Source organism: Euryhalocaulis caribicus (assembly GCF_000412185.1).
GTDB lineage: Bacteria > Pseudomonadota > Alphaproteobacteria > Caulobacterales > Maricaulaceae > Euryhalocaulis > Euryhalocaulis caribicus.
Window position 1 is genome coordinate 48705 of the sequence record NZ_ASJA01000003.1, and the last position, 18230, is coordinate 66934.

Annotated in this window: 16 protein-coding genes; 2 read left to right on the forward strand and 14 right to left on the reverse strand. The window is 66.0% G+C overall.

Annotation, left to right across the window (positions count from 1 at the left end; all coding sequences use genetic code 11):
- Positions 1 to 33 precede the first annotated feature (33 nt).
- Entirely contained in the window at positions 34 to 555 is a 522-nt protein-coding gene (locus L338_RS03330) for a hypothetical protein (protein WP_022696941.1), read from the reverse strand.
- Positions 556 to 706: 151 nt separating this feature from the next.
- Between L338_RS03330 and L338_RS16270 the strand changes: the two genes are divergently transcribed.
- Entirely contained in the window at positions 707 to 1336 is a 630-nt protein-coding gene (locus tag L338_RS16270; RefSeq protein ID WP_022696942.1) for a TetR/AcrR family transcriptional regulator, read from the forward strand.
- Between the two features lie 18 nt (positions 1337 to 1354).
- Here L338_RS16270 and lpdA read toward each other — a convergent pair whose 3' ends face one another.
- From lpdA to L338_RS03360, 5 genes are read right to left on the reverse strand one after another with little or no spacing between them, the layout of a single operon-like run.
- On the reverse strand, positions 1355 to 2770 hold the full coding sequence (lpdA, locus tag L338_RS03340; protein ID WP_022696943.1) for a dihydrolipoyl dehydrogenase: 1416 nt from the start codon (positions 2768 to 2770) through the stop codon (positions 1355 to 1357).
- The gene (locus L338_RS03345) at positions 2767 to 3321 is read right to left on the reverse strand and encodes a GNAT family N-acetyltransferase (protein ID WP_022696944.1); all 555 of its coding nucleotides are present in this window, start codon (positions 3319 to 3321) and stop codon (positions 2767 to 2769) included. The genes lpdA and L338_RS03345 overlap by 4 nt, the downstream gene beginning before the upstream one ends.
- Complete coding sequence (locus L338_RS03350) at positions 3318 to 4634, reverse strand: dihydrolipoamide acetyltransferase family protein (protein WP_022696945.1); 1317 nt, start codon at positions 4632 to 4634, stop codon at positions 3318 to 3320. Before L338_RS03350 ends, L338_RS03345 begins: the two co-directional genes overlap by 4 nt.
- Positions 4634 to 5668, reverse strand: coding sequence for an alpha-ketoacid dehydrogenase subunit beta (locus tag L338_RS03355; protein WP_027068246.1), 1035 nt, complete (start codon positions 5666 to 5668; stop codon positions 4634 to 4636). Before L338_RS03355 ends, L338_RS03350 begins: the two co-directional genes overlap by 1 nt.
- 11 nt (positions 5669 to 5679) lie before the next feature.
- Entirely contained in the window at positions 5680 to 6909 is a 1230-nt protein-coding gene (locus L338_RS03360; protein ID WP_022696947.1) for a thiamine pyrophosphate-dependent enzyme, read from the reverse strand.
- A gap of 422 nt (positions 6910 to 7331) precedes the next feature.
- Between L338_RS03360 and L338_RS03365 the strand changes: the two genes are divergently transcribed.
- Positions 7332 to 8297 (forward strand): calcium-binding protein, encoded by a 966-nt coding sequence (locus L338_RS03365; protein WP_022696948.1) that lies wholly within the window; start codon positions 7332 to 7334, stop codon positions 8295 to 8297.
- A gap of 62 nt (positions 8298 to 8359) precedes the next feature.
- Here L338_RS03365 and L338_RS03370 read toward each other — a convergent pair whose 3' ends face one another.
- From L338_RS03370 to L338_RS03400, 8 genes are all read right to left on the reverse strand, one after another.
- Complete coding sequence (locus L338_RS03370; RefSeq protein ID WP_022696949.1) at positions 8360 to 9238, reverse strand: peptidylprolyl isomerase; 879 nt, start codon at positions 9236 to 9238, stop codon at positions 8360 to 8362.
- A gap of 101 nt (positions 9239 to 9339) precedes the next feature.
- The gene (locus L338_RS17290) at positions 9340 to 9519 is read right to left on the reverse strand and encodes a hypothetical protein (RefSeq protein WP_022696950.1); all 180 of its coding nucleotides are present in this window, start codon (positions 9517 to 9519) and stop codon (positions 9340 to 9342) included.
- Positions 9520 to 9528: 9 nt separating this feature from the next.
- On the reverse strand, positions 9529 to 10119 hold the full coding sequence (locus tag L338_RS03375; RefSeq protein WP_022696951.1) for a hypothetical protein: 591 nt from the start codon (positions 10117 to 10119) through the stop codon (positions 9529 to 9531).
- Positions 10120 to 10169: 50 nt separating this feature from the next.
- Entirely contained in the window at positions 10170 to 10859 is a 690-nt protein-coding gene (locus tag L338_RS03380; protein WP_022696952.1) for a pirin family protein, read from the reverse strand.
- A gap of 82 nt (positions 10860 to 10941) precedes the next feature.
- On the reverse strand, positions 10942 to 12495 hold the full coding sequence (locus L338_RS03385; RefSeq protein ID WP_022696953.1) for a mechanosensitive ion channel family protein: 1554 nt from the start codon (positions 12493 to 12495) through the stop codon (positions 10942 to 10944).
- A gap of 68 nt (positions 12496 to 12563) precedes the next feature.
- Entirely contained in the window at positions 12564 to 14612 is a 2049-nt protein-coding gene (locus tag L338_RS03390; protein WP_022696954.1) for a hypothetical protein, read from the reverse strand.
- Complete coding sequence (locus tag L338_RS03395; protein WP_022696955.1) at positions 14609 to 17332, reverse strand: DUF4159 domain-containing protein; 2724 nt, start codon at positions 17330 to 17332, stop codon at positions 14609 to 14611. Before L338_RS03395 ends, L338_RS03390 begins: the two co-directional genes overlap by 4 nt.
- Positions 17333 to 18223 carry a DUF58 domain-containing protein gene (locus L338_RS03400; RefSeq protein ID WP_022696956.1) on the reverse strand — a complete coding sequence of 297 codons (891 nt, stop codon included), beginning with the start codon at positions 18221 to 18223 and terminating at the stop codon, positions 17333 to 17335.
- Between the last annotated feature and the right edge of the window lie 7 nt (positions 18224 to 18230).

An 18230-nucleotide genomic window follows, 5' to 3' on the forward strand; every position in this document is an offset into this window, starting at 1 on the left:
AACAGACATGTGCGATTATTTCGGGCGGCGGCGTCAGCTGGCGGCGCGAAGCGGCTTCACATTGCCATTTTCGCACGTCTGGCCGCCGATGGACGGCGCGAAATATTCGGCCCGCGCGGTCCCGCCTGCGGAGGCGGGCGCACCCGGCGCGCATACGCCCAGAAAGCCGGGCGCGCCGCTCGTGTCGGGACCGGTGGGAAGGATCAGGATGGAAAGGCCGCCATTATCGCCTTGCCCGCGAAGGCAGGCTGCGTTGCACCGGCGGTGTGATTCCAGAATAACGCTGTCCAGAATATCCAGATGATGGCCCAGCGCCGTCTCGCCATGCCGGTTATCCACCTTCAGCGCTTCGGCCGCGTCTGTCCCTATGAAGGTGAAACGCGCCGCGCCATCTTCGCGGCAACCGAAAAAGATATGGGCGAGAATGCCGGGCCGGGCGCCGTTGAGACGGGATACGAGCGCCGAGAGAATATCCGCCTGGTCCGTCCCGGACATGAGATCACGCCAAAGCTCAAGCGCCAGCGAAAGGCGCGTTTCATCATTCAGTTTTTTCATGGGTGCAGCTCCGAGAACTGGGGTAAAGCACACTCACTGACTGAAGTCAATGAGTGATGACCACAGTCACTGGGCGTAGTCAGCTGGACACGCGGCGGAATTTTTGAATGATGCGGCCAAGGGCCCGTCAGGCGGGCGGGGAGTACTTAAAATGCAAATCAAGCAGGCCCCGAGGCGGCGGTCCATTACCCGCGCCGAGCAGAAAGAAAAGACCCAGGCGCGCGTCATTAACGCGGCGCGCGAACTGTTCTCTGAAAAGGGATTCTTCGGAACCCGCGCCAGCGACATCGCCAAGGCGGCGGGCGTGGCCCACGGGACGGTATTCTCCGAGTATGGCTCCAAGGTCGGGCTGATCACGGGAATTCTCGAAAGCATTCTCTGCGAGCGCATCGAAATTATCCGCAAGGTGGTCAAGAAAGGCCGCAAGAAGGGGCTGTCGCGTTCCGAGCTTTTCCTGGAGGCGCTGCGCGCACACTGGGATTATGACAGCGCCCAGCATCGCCTGATCCAGGCCTATTTCTCCTATTCATGGGTCTGGGACCGGGAAGATGAGAGCGAGTATCACAAGCGCCAGGTGCGGACGCTGAAAATCTATCTCGACCTTCTGGAAGACGGCGCGGCGCTGGATATCGGCAAGTACGATCCCGACGTGCATGACCGCATTTCGGTGCTGGTCGCCGTCTTCAATGACGCGCTGCGCAGCGTCCGCCACGGCAAGGACGAGGTCCAGTGGGCGCGCGTGGAGAAGGCCGCCAAGCTGCTGTTCCCCTTCAAGGACTGACGCGCCGCGCCAGCCCTTCTACGCCGGAATATGGATCGGGTGGCCGAGCGCCGCCAAGGCCGACTCGGCGAAGGCTTCGGTCATGGTCGGGTGGACGTGAATCGTGCCGGCGATGTCCTCCAGCCGGGCGCCCATCTCGACCGCCAGCGCGAACTCGCCCGACATCTCGGCGATATGCGCGCCCACGGCGTGGATGCCCAGAATGACATGATCGGACTTGCGCGCAGTCACGCGGACAAAGCCTGAATCCCCGGCGTTCACCGCCAGCGCCCGGCCCGACGCGGAAAGCGGGAAGCGGCCGATGACCGTCTCGTGCCCGGCCTCTTTCGCCTCGTCCGGCGTCAGGCCGACGCCGACGACTTCCGGTTCGGTAAAGCAGACCGCGGCGATGGAGACGGGGTCATGCACGCGGCGATGGCCGGCGATGATCTCGGCCACCATCTCGCCCTGGGCGGTCGCCTTGTGGGCCAGCATCGGCTCGCCGATCAGGTCGCCGATGGCCCAGACATCGCGCATGGCGGTGCGGCATTGCTGGTCCGCCTTCACGAAGGCGCCGTCCATGTCGACGCCCATATTCTCCAGACCCCAGTTTTGCGTGCAGGGCTTGCGGCCGACCGCCACCAGAACCTTGCTGGCGCGCACCGAATCCGTCTCGCCTTCGGCGGTCTCGAATTCCAGATGCGTCTTGCCGTCTTTCTCGGTCAGGCCCTTGGCCTTGCAGGACAGACGCACATCAACGTCGTGCTTCTTCAGCCATTGCATGACCGGCTTGGTCATTTCGGCGTCGAACAGCGGCATGATGCGGTCCAGCGCCTCGACGAAGGTCACCTTGGAGCCGAGCTTGGCGTAGGCGATGCCAAGCTCCAGCCCGATATAGCCCGCGCCGATCACGACGAGATGTTTGGGCACCTCTTTCAGCTCCAGCGCGTGGGTGGAGCTGATCACGATGTCGCCGTCGAACGGCATGAAGGGCAGCTCGGTCTCGGTGGAGCCATTGGCCAGGATCACGTGCTCGGCGGTGATCTTCAGCTTCTCCTCGCCCTCGCGCTCGACCACGCAGGTCTTGGCGTCCTCGAACGTCGCCCAGCCGGCGACCGCCTCGACGCCCGCCTTCTTGAGCAGCATCTGCACCCCGCCGGAGAGCCGGTCGACGATCTTGGACTTCCAGCCGATCATCTTCTCCATGTCGATCTCGGGATCTTTCACCGAAATGCCCATGGTCTGGTTGGCGGCGTAATCCTTGGCGTGCTTGAACTCGGTCGCGGCGTGGATCACGGCCTTGGAGGGGATGCAGCCCCGGATCAGGCAGGTCCCGCCCAGCCGGTCGCCCTCGACAATGACCGTGTCCAGGCCCAGCTGGCCGGCGCGGATCGCGGCCGGATAACCACCGGGTCCGCCGCCTACGACGAGAACTTTGCATTTGCGGGTTTTCATACTGCTCTGGTCCTTCGATCCTGCCCTGTGCGCCCCTGCCGCCAGTCAGGGCGCAGCAGGCTCATCATCACATTATCCCAGCGCTCCTCGCCGCACTTCGCCGCGGCCCGGTTTACGCCTTCAATCTCAAATCCTGCCCGCCGGTATAACGCGATGGCCGCGTCATTAAAGGCATAGACATTCAGTTCCAGCCGATACGCCCAGTTGAACGCGAAGGCGGTCTCGATCGCGGCCCGCGTCACTTCAGCGCCAAGCCCTTCGCCGCGCCGCGCCGGCGCAACTGCGATGCGCCCCAGCCGGATCGTGTCTGTCAGCCGGTCAAGCCGCAGCTGGAAATGGGCCGCCAGCGCATCGCCGTCAAACAACGACCATCCGCAAAACTGCGCTGGGTCCGACTGCGTTCCGTCCAGAGTGGCCTGCAGGCAATGGCGGACACCATGTACGCCTCCAGGACCTGCCCAGACGAGGATGTCCCGCTCCGAGCTGAACCAGCGCTCGAGCTCGTCGAACTGCGACTCGTCAAGCGCGCGGAGGTCCAGGCGTCCGCTCACTCCATGAAGATCGTCGCCGGGTTCTCCAGCATGGCCTTAAGGGCCTGGATCAGGGAGGCGGCGTCGTAGCCGTCGACCATGCGGTGGTCGAAGCTGGAGGAGAGGTTCATCATCAGGCGCGGCGCGACACGGCCCTTTGCGTCGTAGCGCGGCAGTTCCTGCATCTTGTTGACGCCGATGATGGCCGTCTCCGGCGCATTGATGACCGGGGTGGAGGCGACGCCCCCCATTGCGCCCAGCGAGGTGATGGTGATGGTGGAGCCGGTCAGCTCGTCCTTCGTCGCCTTGCCGGTGCGCGCGGCCTCGGCCAGGCGCGAGATTTCGGCGGCCTGGTCCCAGATGGAGAGCGCCTCGGCATGGCGCACCACCGGCACCATCAGGCCGTTCTGGGTGGCCGTGGCGATGCCGCAATGAACCGGCTCGAACCGCGTCAGCTCATTAGACTCTTCGTCGTAATTGGCGTTGGCCGCCGGGAAATCGGGAAGGGCGCGGCAGAGCGCGGTCATCAGGAAAGGCAGGATGGTCAGCTTGGGCTGGCCGTCCTTGCGGGTCGCGTTCAGGTGCTGGCGCAGGGACTCAAGGTCCGTGACGTCGATTTCCTCGACATAGGCAAAATGCGGGATGGTCCGCTTCGACTTCGCCATGTTCTCCGCGATCTTGCGGCGCAGGCCGATGATCTTGGAGGTCTCCTCGCCGGTGCGCTTGGCGAGCCCGCGGGAGCTCCCGCCGCCCGCCGCCGCGGCCAGGCGGCCGCCGCTGGCGATGAAATCATCCATGTCTTGGTGCGTGATGCGGCCCGCCGGGCCGGTGCCCGGAACGGCGCCCAGATCGATATCGCTGTCCAGCGCGCGCTTGCGCACGGCGGGGCTGGCCAGCGGCCGCTCGCCGTCTTCGCGCGCGGCGGCTTTCGGCGCGGAGGCGGCCGGCTTGGGCGCGGGTTCGGGTTTGGGTTCCGACTTTTCTTCCGGTTCCTCTTTCGGCGCTTCGCTGGCCTTGGCTTCCTCGGCCACCTTCTCGGGCTGTTTCGGCTCGGGCTCGGGCGCGGCTTCTTCTTCCTGGTTGGGAACGTCGCCCTCGACCTCGATCTCCACGATCACGGTGCCGGTGGCGATGATGTCGCCGGGCTCGCCATTCAGGGCCTTTACCTTGCCGGAAACCGGAGAGGGCAGTTCGACGGTGGCCTTGTCGGTCATCACGTCGACCATGTTGTCGTCTTCGGCGATATCGTCGCCGGCCTTGATGCGCCATTCGACGATCTCGGCCTCGGTCACGCCCTCGCCGACATCGGGAAGCTTGAACTTGAAAACGCCCATTATTCTTCCATTACCTCTTTCAGCGCCCGGACAACCCGTTTCTGTCCCGGGAAATAGGCCCATTCATGCGCGTGCGGGTAGGGCGTATCCCAACCCGTGACGCGTTTGATGGGCGCTTCTAGCGCATAGAAACATTCTTCCTGGATCTGCGCCGACAGCTCCGCGCCGAAGCCGGAGGTTCGCGGCGCTTCGTGCAGGATCACGCAGCGGCCCGTCTTGTTCACCGAGGCCGCGATGGTCTCGATGTCGTACGGAGTCAGGGTTTTCAGGTCGATCACCTCGGCGTCGACTCCGGCCGCTTCCGCGGCGGCGAGACCGACATGAACCATGGTGCCGTAACCCAGCACGGTGACGTCCGCGCCTTCGCGGCGGATTTCCGCCTTGCCCAGCTCCACCCGGTAATGACCGGTCGGCACCTGGCCGCGCTCATGCTTGGTCCAAGGCGTCAGCGGCTTGTTGGGGTCGCCGTCGAACGGGCCGTTATAAAGGCGCTTGGGCTCGAAGAAGATCACCGGATCCTCGCCCTCGCTGGCCGCGATCAGCATGCCTTTCGCGTCATACGGGTTGGACGGCATGCAGATCTTGATGCCCGGAATATGGGTGAAGAAGGCTTCCGGGCTCATCGAGTGGGTCTGGCCGCCATAGATGCCGCCGCCGCACGGGCTGCGCACCACGACCGGCGCGGTGTACTGGTTCGCCGAGCGATAGCGGATGCGCGACATCTCGGAGATGATCTGGTCGAAGCCGGGGAAGATATAGTCGGCGAACTGGATCTCCGCGATCGGCTTCAGGCCGTTCGTCGCCATGCCGATGGCCATGCCCATGATGGCGCCTTCATTGATCGGCGCGTCGAACACGCGGTGCAGGCCGTATTTTTCCTGCAGTTTCGCGGTCACGCCGAACACGCCGCCGAAATAGCCGGCGTCCTCGCCGAAATGCACGACGCGTTCGTCTTTTTCCAGAAGCGTGTCGATCGCCGAGTTGAGCGCGGCGATCATGCTCATGGGTTTGGTTTCAGTGTCGCTGCGGGTCATGTCCGCCATCTCTAGACCCCCAGATCCTGCCGCTGGCGCCGCTGGCGCCAGTCAGGCTGTTCATAGACATCCTCGAAAATCGTCTGGGTGGGGGAAAGCGGTCCCTCTTCCAGCGTGCCGTGTCCGACGGACTCTTTCCATGCCGCGGCGACCTTCTCCACGCACTCGTCCCAATAGGCGTCATGCTGGTCCTGTGACCACTCGCCCAGCGCGATGAGATGGTTCTTCAACCGCTCCACCGGATCGCCCAGCGGCCAGTCATTCCATTCCTCCTTCGGGCGATACTTGGAGGGATCGTCGGAGGTGGAGTGCGCCTCGGCCCGGTAGGTGTAGATTTCCAGCAGCGTCGCGCCATGGCCGGCGCGGGCGCGCTCGGCGGCCCATTGCGTGGCGGCGTAAACGGCCAGGAAGTCATTGCCGTCAACGCGCAGCCCCGGCATGGCGTAGCCGATGGCCTTGGAGGCGAATGTCGTGCGCTCGCCGCCCGACAGCGACTGCGTCATCGAGATCGCCCACTGATTGTTCACGACATTCAGGACGACCGGCGCCTTGTAGACACCGGCCAGCGTCAGGGCGGAATGAAAGTCGCCCTCGGCCGTCGATCCGTCGCCGATCCAGGAGGCGGCGATATTGTCCGAGCCCTTATAGGCCTCCGCCATGCCCCAGCCGACCGCCTGCGGGAATTGCGTGGTCAGGTTGCCGGAGATGGAAAAGAAATTCCCCTCCCGCCACGTATAGTGAACCGGCAGCTGGCGGCCCTTCAGATTGTCGCGGGCGTTGGAGATGCAGTGGCACATCATGTCCACCATGTCCCGGCCGCGCGTGAACAGGATGCCCTGCTGGCGGTAGGACGGGAACACCATGTCCTCAAACCGCAGCGCCATGGCCGCGGCGACGGCCACCGCCTCCTCGCCCAGCGACTTCATGTAGAAGGAAAGGCGCTTGGTGCGCTGCATCTTCAGAAGCCGGTCGTCATAGGCCCGGGTCATCAGCATGTGCTTGAGGCCCGTGCGCAGGGTCTCGGCGTCCAGCTTCGGATCCCATTCGCCGACCGCCTTGTGATCGTCGTCCAGCACGCGGATCAGGCCGAAGGCCAGTTCCATCGTCTCGGTGGCGTTCACATCCGGGGCGGGGCGCTTGTGCGCCCCCGGCTCGGGGAACTTCAGATGGGAGAAGTCAGGCGTTTCACCGGGCCGCGCCACGGGGGCGGGCACGTGGAAGGGTGCGTTTGTTCGGCGCATGCGCGTCCATTGTTGCTATGGGGCGCCGCGCGTTGTCATCCGCGCCGCGCCCTCTTTTTGAATTATGGGCGTTTCCTCACGCGAGGGTTCACCTAGCGCGAAGCGCGGGTTTGAGCAATGCGCGGGCTGTGGCGGGGCCATTTCGGCGGTCAGGACGCCCTTGTTTCCCGGTTTCGAAAAATAAATCGCGTATAGGTTGTTTAATCGAACCAGCTCCAAAGCAACATATGTTATAGCGATGGAGCGCGCTCAATCCGTTGAGGTTGCTAACGCTTGCAATATAATACCTTTAATATCAGCAACTTGATTCTCTATTTTTCTCATAATTATTTTAAAGTGCATATCGAATAAAAATCCCTTTTGAGTTGCACGCCTCTAAAGTTCATGCACCTAATACGTGCATAAGCCACAGGAGGAGAAAAATGGCAGTTATCAACGGAACCACGGGCAACGACATTCTGACCGGCACCAGCGCGGCGGACTCCATCTTCGGAGGCGCCGGAGACGACAAACTGTTCGGAAATGGCGGGGCTGATGAACTGATCGGCGGCGCCGGCGACGACATCGTGCGCGGCAATTCAGGAAATGATTTCCTGACCGGGGGCGATGGAAACGACACATTGATTGGCGGAACGGGCGCGGACTCGCTCTATGGCGAACTCGGTTCCGACATCCTAAAAGGGGACTCCGGGGCCGACAAGCTACGCGGTGGTGACGGCGACGACACGCTGCGCGGCGGTGACGGCAATGACGATCTGGGCGGCAATGCAGACGATGACCGCCTGTTCGGCGGCGACGGCGATGACGTTCTGGACGGCGGTTCGGGGGTCGACACGCTGGTCGGCGGCAGCGGCGTGGATACGCTTTACGGGGGTAATGGCGATGACGACCTGTTCGGGGAATTCGGCAACGACTTCCTGATTGGCGAGGCGGGCGATGACCTCCTGAACGCCAGCGCCGGCAATGACAGATTGTATGGCGGGTCCGGCAATGACCGGCTGGTCGATGGCGGCGGCGACGATATCAGCTATGGCGGCGCCGGTGACGATATCTTCCAGAACCAGGGCGGTGACGACATCGCCTATGGCGGCGATGACGATGATGTCTTCAGGGCCGGCTTCGGCGAAGACGAATTCTACGGCGGCGACGGGTTCGACGGCGTGGTGTTCGAAGACGGCGCCGCGGACGACTATCTCGTCACGCTGAACCTGAACGGCGAAGTCGTGCTGGACGATGGCAATGGCAACACGATCCTGGTCGGATCGGATGTCGAATATATCCAGGACACGGCCGCGCCCCTGGCGATCCTCACCTACGGGAATCTGCTGGACAATGTCGGCTCTACCCTGGGCGGCATTCTCGACGATCTCCTGGGCATCATACTCTGACGATCTGCAGCTTCGTCAGTATGGAAGGACGGCGAACTTCGCCGTCCTTCTGCTTTCCGGGCCTAGTCGACCCGCCGCGCCGGTACGGTCAGGGTGCAGATGTCCACGGTCTCCGGGGGCTTGCGGAACCAGAACTCGCCGTCACGCACCCGCTTGGCAGTTTTCAGATCCGCAAATGCCTGCGAATCCGTCCGCATGACCTCCCATTGCGGCTGCTCGCCCGCGGGCAGGTCCGCGGCAAGCGAGACCGACAGGATGGGCGTGCGGTCGCCTGCGTCCGGGATAACGCCGGAGGCATTGCCGGGCGCAGCGTGATTGACGGCCTGAACATGATCCATCCCGCCGATCACCCGCCCGAATACGGTCAGGTTGCGGTCCAGATGCCGGGGCGCCTGTCCATTTATGATGTAGAAATGGGAGGAGCCGGAATCGGGGTCGTTGTTCCGGGCCATGGCCATGGCGCCCATGCAGTGCAGCAGCCAGACCGTATCGTCCTCCCGGCCCGCGGCGAAGCCGCCGATATGGCCGGCCTCCTGCGCGAACAGATCGGCATTGCCCAGCGGGGTGAACTCAATGCCCTCGCCGATTTCGCGCTCATACTCGCGGGGCAGTTCCGGCGCGCCGTCATCGCCTTCGCAGTCCGGGCCGATACAGATGCCGCCCTGCGCAACGAAATTGCCGATTACCCGATAAAAACTCGCGCCTTCGTCATAATGGCCCGTGCGGGCGAGGGTCCGCATCTGTTCGGCGGTTTGCGGGGCAAAAGCCGGGTTCAGCTCGATCGTGACGGTGCCGTCCGGCGTCTCCAACAGAAGAAGATTTTCCGGGGCTACGGCGCGCCAGTTGGCGGCGTCATCTTCCGGGTTCGCATCCTGTGCGGCGGCGGGCGCGGCGAGCGCCAGGACGGCGGCAAGGGCGGCAAAAGTCGTGGAAGCGCGCATGCATACTCCTGCGGGAAAGCGGAACGGGCCGCAGCCTAGCGCGCGTCCGCTCCGAGCGGAACATGGAAGAGGTTTGAAATATTACGGAAGAAGACCGACGCTCAGTCGTCGTCCTCATCGTCATCATCATCGCCGGGTATGACGGCCTGACCGACATTGCCGGCCACGTCCACGGTTCCCTGAACAACATCGCCGGCCACGGATACGGCGGTAGCGGCGATGCAGCCGGCCAGACCGTTACAGGCCAGTACCGCGATTAGGACGAGGAGTAAGCGTTTCATGGCCACAAATCAGGCCGCGAAGGCGGCCAGACGCTCGGCCAGGAAGGCGGCGTCGGCGCAATAGCGTTCGGCCAGCCCGTCCAGCCGGGCGTGAGCGTCGTCCAGTTCCTTGCGGATCTGTTCAATCTCCGCATCGCCATCGAAGGCGTCGCGCGCGGGGGACAGCTGGAATCCGCCAATGCCCCGGGTCAGGCGGGTATGGCGAACGGCCAGCTTCACGCCGCCATGCTCCTGCAGATTGATCTCGATCTCGTCATGCCCGTCATCGATGAGGTTCACGCCGTTGGCGCTGGCCGCCTTGGCGGCAGTGTCGATGGCCTCGATCATGTCGTTATAGCGTTCGGCGATCAGGGCGCGCTTGGCCTTGTTCTCGGTCGCCGCGGCGCTTCCCGTCAGCTCCCGGCCCTCGCCGATCATCGCGCCGATGGCGTCCACCCCTTGCGCGGCGGCCTCCAGCGTGGCGATGGCGTTCTCCAGGATCTGCGTCTGCTCCTTCAGGGCATACGGATCCTTGACGGCGGCGTGACGCAGCGCGCGGTCCACCGCGACGCTGGTGTCGACCTCTTCGGTCTCGGGCTTGCGATTCTGAAACAGCATCATGGCGCCACTCTGGGGCGCCATGACTGAAAACACTGTTAACCGCGGCTGCTTCAGACAGTGTCCACCAGCACCAGCTCGGCCTCCTCGCCGGCCTTGATGCGGATGACGTCTTCCTCGCGGATGGCTGCGCCGTCGCGCGGGCCGAGCGTCACGCCGTTCACGTCCGCCGAACCGCGGGCCACGACCAGATAGGCATAGCGCCCTTCGCCCAGCTCATAGGTTTCGCTTTCGCCCGCTTTCAGCGTCGCGCCCAGAATGCGGGCGTCCTGACGGATCGGCAGCGCGTCGTCGCCTTTCCGGCCGGACGCCAGAGTGACAAACTTCCCTGAATCCTTGGGAAATTCCGCGGTCTCCCAATAGGGTTCGCCGCCGGTCTGGTCAGTCTCGATCCAGATCTGGAAGAGGGTCGTATCCTCGTCTTCCTGATTGAACTCGGCATGGCGGATGCCGCTGCCCGCGCTCATCACCTGCACGTCGCCCGCGGCGGTGCGCCCGGAATTGCCCAGGCTGTCCTTGTGGCTGATCGCCCCGGTCCGGACATAGGTGATGATTTCCATATTGTCGTGCGGGTGCGGCGGAAAGCCGGTTCCGGCGCGGATCGTGTCGTCATTCCACACGCGCAGCTTGCCCCAGCCCATGCGCTGCGGGTCGAAATAGCGGGAGAAGCTGAAATGATAATGGGCATTCAGCCAGTCATTCTCGAACCGGCCAAGCTGGTTGAAAGGGCGTTTCTCGATCATCGTATCGCTCCATGACATGCGGCTGACAGCCGCTTGGGAACGTAGATAGGCAAAGTTTTGCGAATGTGAAGCCCGGTTCGCGTCAGTCGTCGAAATCGGGCGCGTCCGTCACGCTTTCAGGCTGATCCTCGTCCGGCGCCTCGCCCTTGCCGCTTCCCTGCCGCGCGTCGACCTCCTCCTTCGTGGTCTTCGGCCGGGCGGCGGGCGCCGGCGGCTGACGTTGCGCAACGGTGAGAATCCCCGGCTCGACCGACTTGATATGCAGGTCGCGCTGCGGGAAGGGGATGGCGATTTCATGCTCCTGGAACAGGTCCCAGATCGCCAGCAGCACTTCGCTGGTGACGTTGCGCACCCCGTTCTGCGGGTCGGAGATCCAGAAGCGGATTTCCAGTTCCACGGCGCTGTCGCCGAACCCGGTCAGCAGGCACACCGGGCGCGGATGGCTCAGCACGCGCTCGATCGAGCCGGCGGCCTCCAGCATCAGTTCCCGCGCCTTGTGGATGTCGGCGTCATAGGCGACGCCCACCTCCTTCTTGATCCGCACCGCCCGGTCGGAAAAGGACCAGTTCACCACCTTGTTGATGATGAATTCCTCGTTCGGGATCAGGTGCTCGTGATTGTCGCGGGTGACGACCGAGGCGTAGCGCAGGCCCAGCGACTTCACATAGCCATAGGTCTCGTCCACCTGGATCACGTCGCCCGGCTTTATGGACCGGTCCAGCAGCAGGATCACGCCGGAGACGAGGTTGGAGAAGATCTGCTGCAGCCCGAAGCCGATGCCAAGGCCCAGCGCGCCGGAGAAGAAAGCCAGCGCTGTCAGCGGGAAGCCGATGGAGGACAGGCCGATCAGGACCGCCACCGTAATCAGCAGAAGCTGCATCGCCCGTGAGAGCAGTATGCGGACGGACGGCGTCAGGCTGGGCAGGCGGTCAATCCGGCCTTTCAGGATCCCTGAGAACCACAGCGCGATCCAGAAGAACAGCACCGCGATGAACAGGCCCCGCACCACCGACAGCGCGGACAGGCGCGTATCGCCCACCACGAAGGCCAGCGTATCCAGGAATTCCGCGGTTGGCCGCAACAGCCCGAAGATGCTGAGCGCCGCGATGACCCAGGCCAGCGTGGCGGCGGTGCGCGCCCAGAACGGTTCCTGGATGATGGTGGAGAAGAAGCGGATGACGATCCACGCGACCGTCAGGCTGACCGCCACCCGGGGCAGGAAATGCGCCTGCCCCAGCGCGTCCAGTCCCATCTCCGAGGCCATGAAGAAGATCAGCAACAGGGCCGGCCAGATCAGCGGCCGCACCCAGTGACCGATTTTCTTGGCCAGGTCCGGAACATCCTCGCGCTCCAGAAGCCGCTCCATGCCCTTCAGGGCCAGGCGGTAGATCAGGATGGCGCCGGTGATGGAGGCCGCGACCAGCGCGATCTGGAGCGCCGCCTCAAGGGTCAGGATATTGTCGGCGACCCAGACCCACCCCTGCGAAACCAGGTCGCGGACATTTTCCGGCTCCAGCCGGCGGGCGATGGATTCGGGGTTGATCTCAGGCAGGTCCGCCTGGATTTCGGGCATGTCCTGCGCGCCCTCTTCGGGCGGCGTGGTCTGATCCTGTGCGGTCGAGGCGGTATCCTGCATTCCGCGTACAAAGCTACACGGCAAGCGTGATTCATGTCGAGATAGAACAGGTTAGCTTAACTGCGGACTTATTGTCCCTCGCGCCGCCACGCCCCGCCGGTCAGAAGCAGGACCAGCGCCAGCATCAGCAGCGCGGGCGCGGCGGGCGTCGATTCCCGCTCGGCCACGCGATAACGCTCATTCCGCTTGAAGCCGATCCATTCGCGGCCCGCGGCGTCATAGCCTTCGCGGACCCGGCGCATCTGCGGGGCTTCCCCCGCCTCGCCGGCATAGATCACGCCGCCGCCCGTGGCGCTGGCGACGGGGGCCAGCGCCTCGCCATCGACCTTCATGTTCTCGAACTCGGCCGGGTTCAGAGCGCCGGCCGCGGCCACGGCGGTCAGCTCGCCGGCGCGGAAGCGGTGCAGCCCGGTGCCGCCGACCGTCAGTTCGGCGCGATAGCGGCCGGGCGAAACCTCGCTGAACTCCAGCAGCGTCTCTTCGCCGTTCGGCGCGGTCATGGTTCCGCCTTCCGGCGCTTCGCCCATGGTGCGCAGCTCGGCAATGGCGGTTTCGCCCTCGATCCGGGCCGATAGGCGCTCCTCTTCCAGTTCCGGCTCTTTCATGAGCCAGTGCGCGACCCGGCGGAACAATTCGCGATAGGGGCCGCCATCCTCGTATCCGCGCGCCCACAACCAGGCCTGATCGGACAGCAGCAGCCCGACGCGGCCCTCCCCCACGCGGTCCAGAACCATCAGGGGCCGGTCGTCCGGGCCGGACATCAGCGTATCGCCGGAGACGGCCTCCGCCTCGACAATGCGGAACCACGGTCCCCACTGTTCCGCGGCCTCGTCCGCGAAGCCGGCTGTGACGGGGTGGATGCGTCCGGCTTCGGTCAGGCCCGGCGCGAAGCGCTGCTCGCCGACGCGGCCCGTCGGACGGGCGGGCAGTACGCTTGCCAGCATGGAGCGCGACAGGCTCAGCGGCCCGGCGAAGGGCGGCCCGGCGGCGACCAGCAGCGCGCCGCCGTCCTCCACATAGCGCGCGACATTGTCCAGATAGAGCGGGGGCAGCACGCCGCGCCGCTTATAGCGGTCGAAGATGATCAGATCGAACTCGTCCAGCTTTTCGACGAACAGCTGGGTGGTGGGGAACTGGATCAGGGACAGCTCGTCGATCGGCGTGCGGTCGTCCTTCTGCGGCGGCCGCAGGATGGTGAAATGGACAAGGTCCACGCTGGGGTCGGATTTCAGCAGGTTGCGCCAGTCGCGCGCGCCCTGGTGCGGCTCCCCGGTGACCAGCAGCACGCGCAGGCGGTCCCGCACGCCGGTGATGGAAAGCGCGGCGCGGTTATTGATCAGGGTCAGCTCCTCCGGCCCCTCCGCCACCGTCACCTCAACGATATTGGGGCCGCGATGGCCCAGCGGCAGCAGGACCTCCGATTCCTCGCCCACCCGGGCGCGGGCGCGCACCGGTTCGTCGCCGTCCACCGACAGGCTGACATTGGCGTAGGTCCCGGGCGGCACCGCCGGGTCGATCACTTTCACGACAAAGCTGACCGGTTCGGAGACCAGCCCGAAGGACGGCGCGCGGACAATCTCCAGCCGCCGGTCATCGGCGTCCGGGTCGCCCACCAGAACGGCGTGGAAGGGCGCGCCGAGGTCCAGCGCGTCCGGATCCTCGGGGGCGTCCTGCGCCTGTCCGTCTGTCACGTCGATCACGGCGGCCAGACGGTCGCGCGGAACCTCGGCCAGCGCGCCGGACAGCGCCTCGAAGGGCCGCGTGCCGCTGGAATCACGGGGAATTTCCGCCTCGACCAGCTCCAGACTGTCGTCGTTTTCTGCATATTGGCGGATGGCCGCCGCCACCGAATCCGCGGCGGCGGCGCGGTTTCCGGCTTCCATCGACTCGCTTCTGTCGACCAGCATCACCGCGATGTCGGAGAGCGGCTCGCGCTCCTCCCTCACGATGGAGGGATTGGCGAGCGCGGCGATCAGCGCCAGCGCCGCCAGCGTGCGCAGGATCCAGCCGCGCAGGCCCAGCGCGGCCCCGATCAGCACGCCCAGCAGAGCCAGCCCGCCGCCGATGATCAGCGCCAGATAGGGGACCAGCGGTTCGAACTCGATGGAAGAGATCATTGGCCGAGGCGCTCCAGCAGCGCCGGCACGTGCACCTGATCGGCCTTGTAGTTGCCGGTCAGGACATACATCACCAGATTGACGCCGACCCGGTAGGCGATCTCCCGCTGACGCGGATCGTCAGAGGCGATGGCCGCGATCGGCCGCCCTTCGGCGTCGACCGCCCAGGCGGCGGCGTAATCGTTTGACCCGATGATGATGCCTGAAACTCCGTCGCGCCCGCTGGCCTCGTCCGTCTCGACATACAGCTTCCCGCCGTCCCAGCGGCCGGGATAGTCGTCCAGCAGATAGAAGCTCCTGGTCAGAACGTGTTCGGCCGGGTCCGGGGCCAGCGGGGGCACGTCCAGATCGGACAGCAATACCTGCAGGCCCTGATGACCGCCGCCCAGCCGCGTGGCGGCTGTCCCCGCATCCTGCGTATCGAACAGAACCGTGCCGCCCGCCTTGATATATTCGTCCAGCGCGGCGGTCTCGCGCGGGCTCAGCGGCCGCTCGCTGCTGCGCACGGGCCAGTAGAGCAGCGGATAGAGTAGCAGATTGTCCTCGCCGATGGTTACGCCCGCCGGTTCCGCCGGTTCGACGGCGGAGCGGCGGATCAGCTCGCGCGTCAGGCCCTGAAGCCCGGCGCGGCTCATCTGATCGATCTCCGCATCGCCGGTCTCGACATAGGCCAGCCGCATCTCCAGCGCCGCCGCCATCGCCGCTTCGTCCGCGTCCTGTGCGCGGGCCGGTCCGGGGTTCAGCGCCACCGCGAACAGGCCCGCGGCCATCGCCGCCGCGCCGGGGCGCAGGCGGCGCGTCAGGCCGCGCATCCGGCCCGACAGCAACAGGGCGATAATCGCGTCGGCGGCCAGCAGGACCAGCGCGGCCAGAAGCAGCAGGCCGGAAAGCCGTTGCGGAGAGCGTTCGCCGTAATTATCCGCGCGCACGCCGTTGATCCGGGGCGTGGCGATCAGCGTATCACCCGGCCCGATCACGTTCAGCGCCCCGGCGTCCGTTCCCCGCCGGTAAAGCCCCGGCGGCGTTTCGGGGCCGATGGCGTCCGGCGGCCAGGCGTCGGCGGGCACCGGGCGCGCATCGCCGGACGGCGCGCCCAGCAGGCCGCGCGCATTGACCGCGCGCTCCAGCCGGTAAGGGCCTTCGCCCGCTTCCGCGCCCGCGCCGCCCGCGGTCGCCAGACCGGAAACCCGGTCCAGCATCTCAAGGAACAGGCCCGAGAGCGGCAAGTTCGACCATTCCGGATTGGCGGTGACGTGGAACAGCACGATCCAGCCGCGCCCCACGCGCTCGGCGGTGACCAGCGGCGTGCCGTCCTGAAGCCGCGCCCAGGTCTTGTAGCCCAGATCCGGCTCCGGTTCGGCCAGCACCTGACGCTCCACCGTGATATCCTCACTCAGGCTCAGCCCCGCGAAGGGAGAGCTTTCCGGAAACTCGGCCAGCGCCTGCGGCTCGTCCCAGGCCAGCGCCCCGCCCATGGACCGCCCGCCCTCGCGCAGCGTGACCGGCAGCAGCACGTCGCCGCCCGCCGCCATGCGCGGTCCGGCAAAGCGCAACAGCACGCCGCCATCCTCGATATAGGCGGCCAGCGCCTCCGGATCGTCGATGCGCGCGGCGTCGACCACGGCGATCACGCCGGGACTGGATTCGATCAGGCTGTCCATCGCCCCGCGCCTTGTTTCCGCGAACGGATCCAGCGCCTTTTCCAGATAGAAGAGATCGGACAGCAGGGGCTGGCTGTCCTGTTCCGCGCCCTGCGCGGCCAGCCCGACAATGGGGCGCGACCAGCGGTCGTCGATAATCTGCGCCGTCCCGGCGGAGGCGGATCCGGGAATGCGCAGCAACGCCACCCGGCGGCGGATTTCCGCAGGCAGGTCGAAACGGGCCAGCGCCTCCCGCGCGCCTTCCTCGAACTGATAGGGGGCGCGGGCCACCAACCGGCCATCGGCGGCCATGGCGACCACGTCGCCGCCCCGCTCGCCGCCTGCCCCGGCGCGCTTCACCAGAACCTCGAATCCGCGCGCGGTTGCATCCGGCGGGCTGAGCGCCAGCGGCGCCTGTGAGCCGGACGGGCCGACCAGAACGGCCTGTCCCAGCGCGCCCTGCGATTTCAGCGTCTCGGCCAAGGTCTCGGCGTCCGCGCCCTCGCCGCTGGAAAGCCACACCGCGGCATAGGGGCCGTTTTCCAGCGCCGCATCGCGAATCCGTTGCGCCGCCGCTTCGCGGTCCGCGGGCCAGGGCGCGGGTTCATGCGCGTCCAGCCGCCGCCTCGCCTCGCCGGGGCTGATGGCGGTCAGGGTTTCGGTCCCGGTCTGCGGCGCGGTGAAGACCAGCGTCACGCTCTGCCCGCCACGCTGGGCGTCGGAGATATAGGCCCGGCCCGCGCCGACGATGCGGTCCCAGTTCTGCGCCGCCGCCCAGCCGTCATCGACGACCAGCAGAAGCGGCGCGTCCTCCGCCCCTTCGCGCGGGAACAGGATGGGGCGTGCAAGGCCCAGAATGATCGCCGCGGCGATCAGCATGCGGAAAATCACCAGCCAGAGCGGCGTGCGGTTGGGCTGTTCCTCGTCCGGCAGCACGCCCATCAACAGGCGCAGCGGCGGGAAGGTCACCTTGCTGGGCGGCGGCGGGGTGGCGCGCAGCAGCCACCAGATCACCGGCAGGGTCAGAAGACCCAGGAGCGCCAGCGGCGCGGCAAAGGCGATGGGGCCGAGACTGAGCACCTAACCCTCCGGCGCCATGGCCTGATAGATGGCCTGCAGGGCGCGGGCCGGGGGCTGGTCCGTGCGGTGGCGCACCAGCGGCCACCCCGCACGGCGGGCCAGCGCCTTCAAATCGTCCCTGTGCGCCGCATAGCGATTGCGATAGGTCTTGCCGACATTCTCGGCCCGCCCGACCAGCAGCTCTTGCCCGCCGCCCGAGGCGCGGAACAGCGTGCGTCCCGCATAAGGGAAATCTTCTTCCGCCGGATCGGCGATCTGCACCAGGACCCCGCCCGCCGGGATGCCGGAAAGCTGCGACAGGCGGGCGCGCCAGGTCTCAACCGGCTCCAGGAAATCGCTGAACAGGGCCAGCCGGGCATGGCGGGCCAGCGCCGCGAAATCGGTCTCGGCGATATCGCCGGTCCCCGCGGCCAGCAGCAACGCCGCGCGGTCCAGCCCGGCGTTTCCGGCGCGCGGGGCATCGCCCTCGCCCAGAACCGCGCAACGCTCGCCGCCCCGGATCAGCAGGGAGGCCAGCGCGATGGACAGAACCGCGGCGCGGTCTTTCTTCAGCGGCAATTTCCTGTCGTAGCGCCAGTCCATGGAGGCCCGGCCGTCGCGCCACAGCCACACGGAATTGGCGGCCTCCCACTCATTTTCCCGCACGAACAGGTCGTCCGACCGGGCGGAGCGGCGCCAGTCGATGCGCGTGACCGGGTCGGTCTGGGCGTGGTGGCGATACTCCCAGAAGGTTTCGCCCACGCCTTTTCTCCGCCGTCCGTGGACGCCCTGCGCCACGGTCACGGCGATGCGTTCGGCCTCGGCCATCAGCGCGGGGTAGCGCGCGGCCTGTTCCTCGGCCTCACGGCGCAGCGCGGCGGGCGCTTGGGGTTTCACGGCGGCGCGGGCCATGGATTAC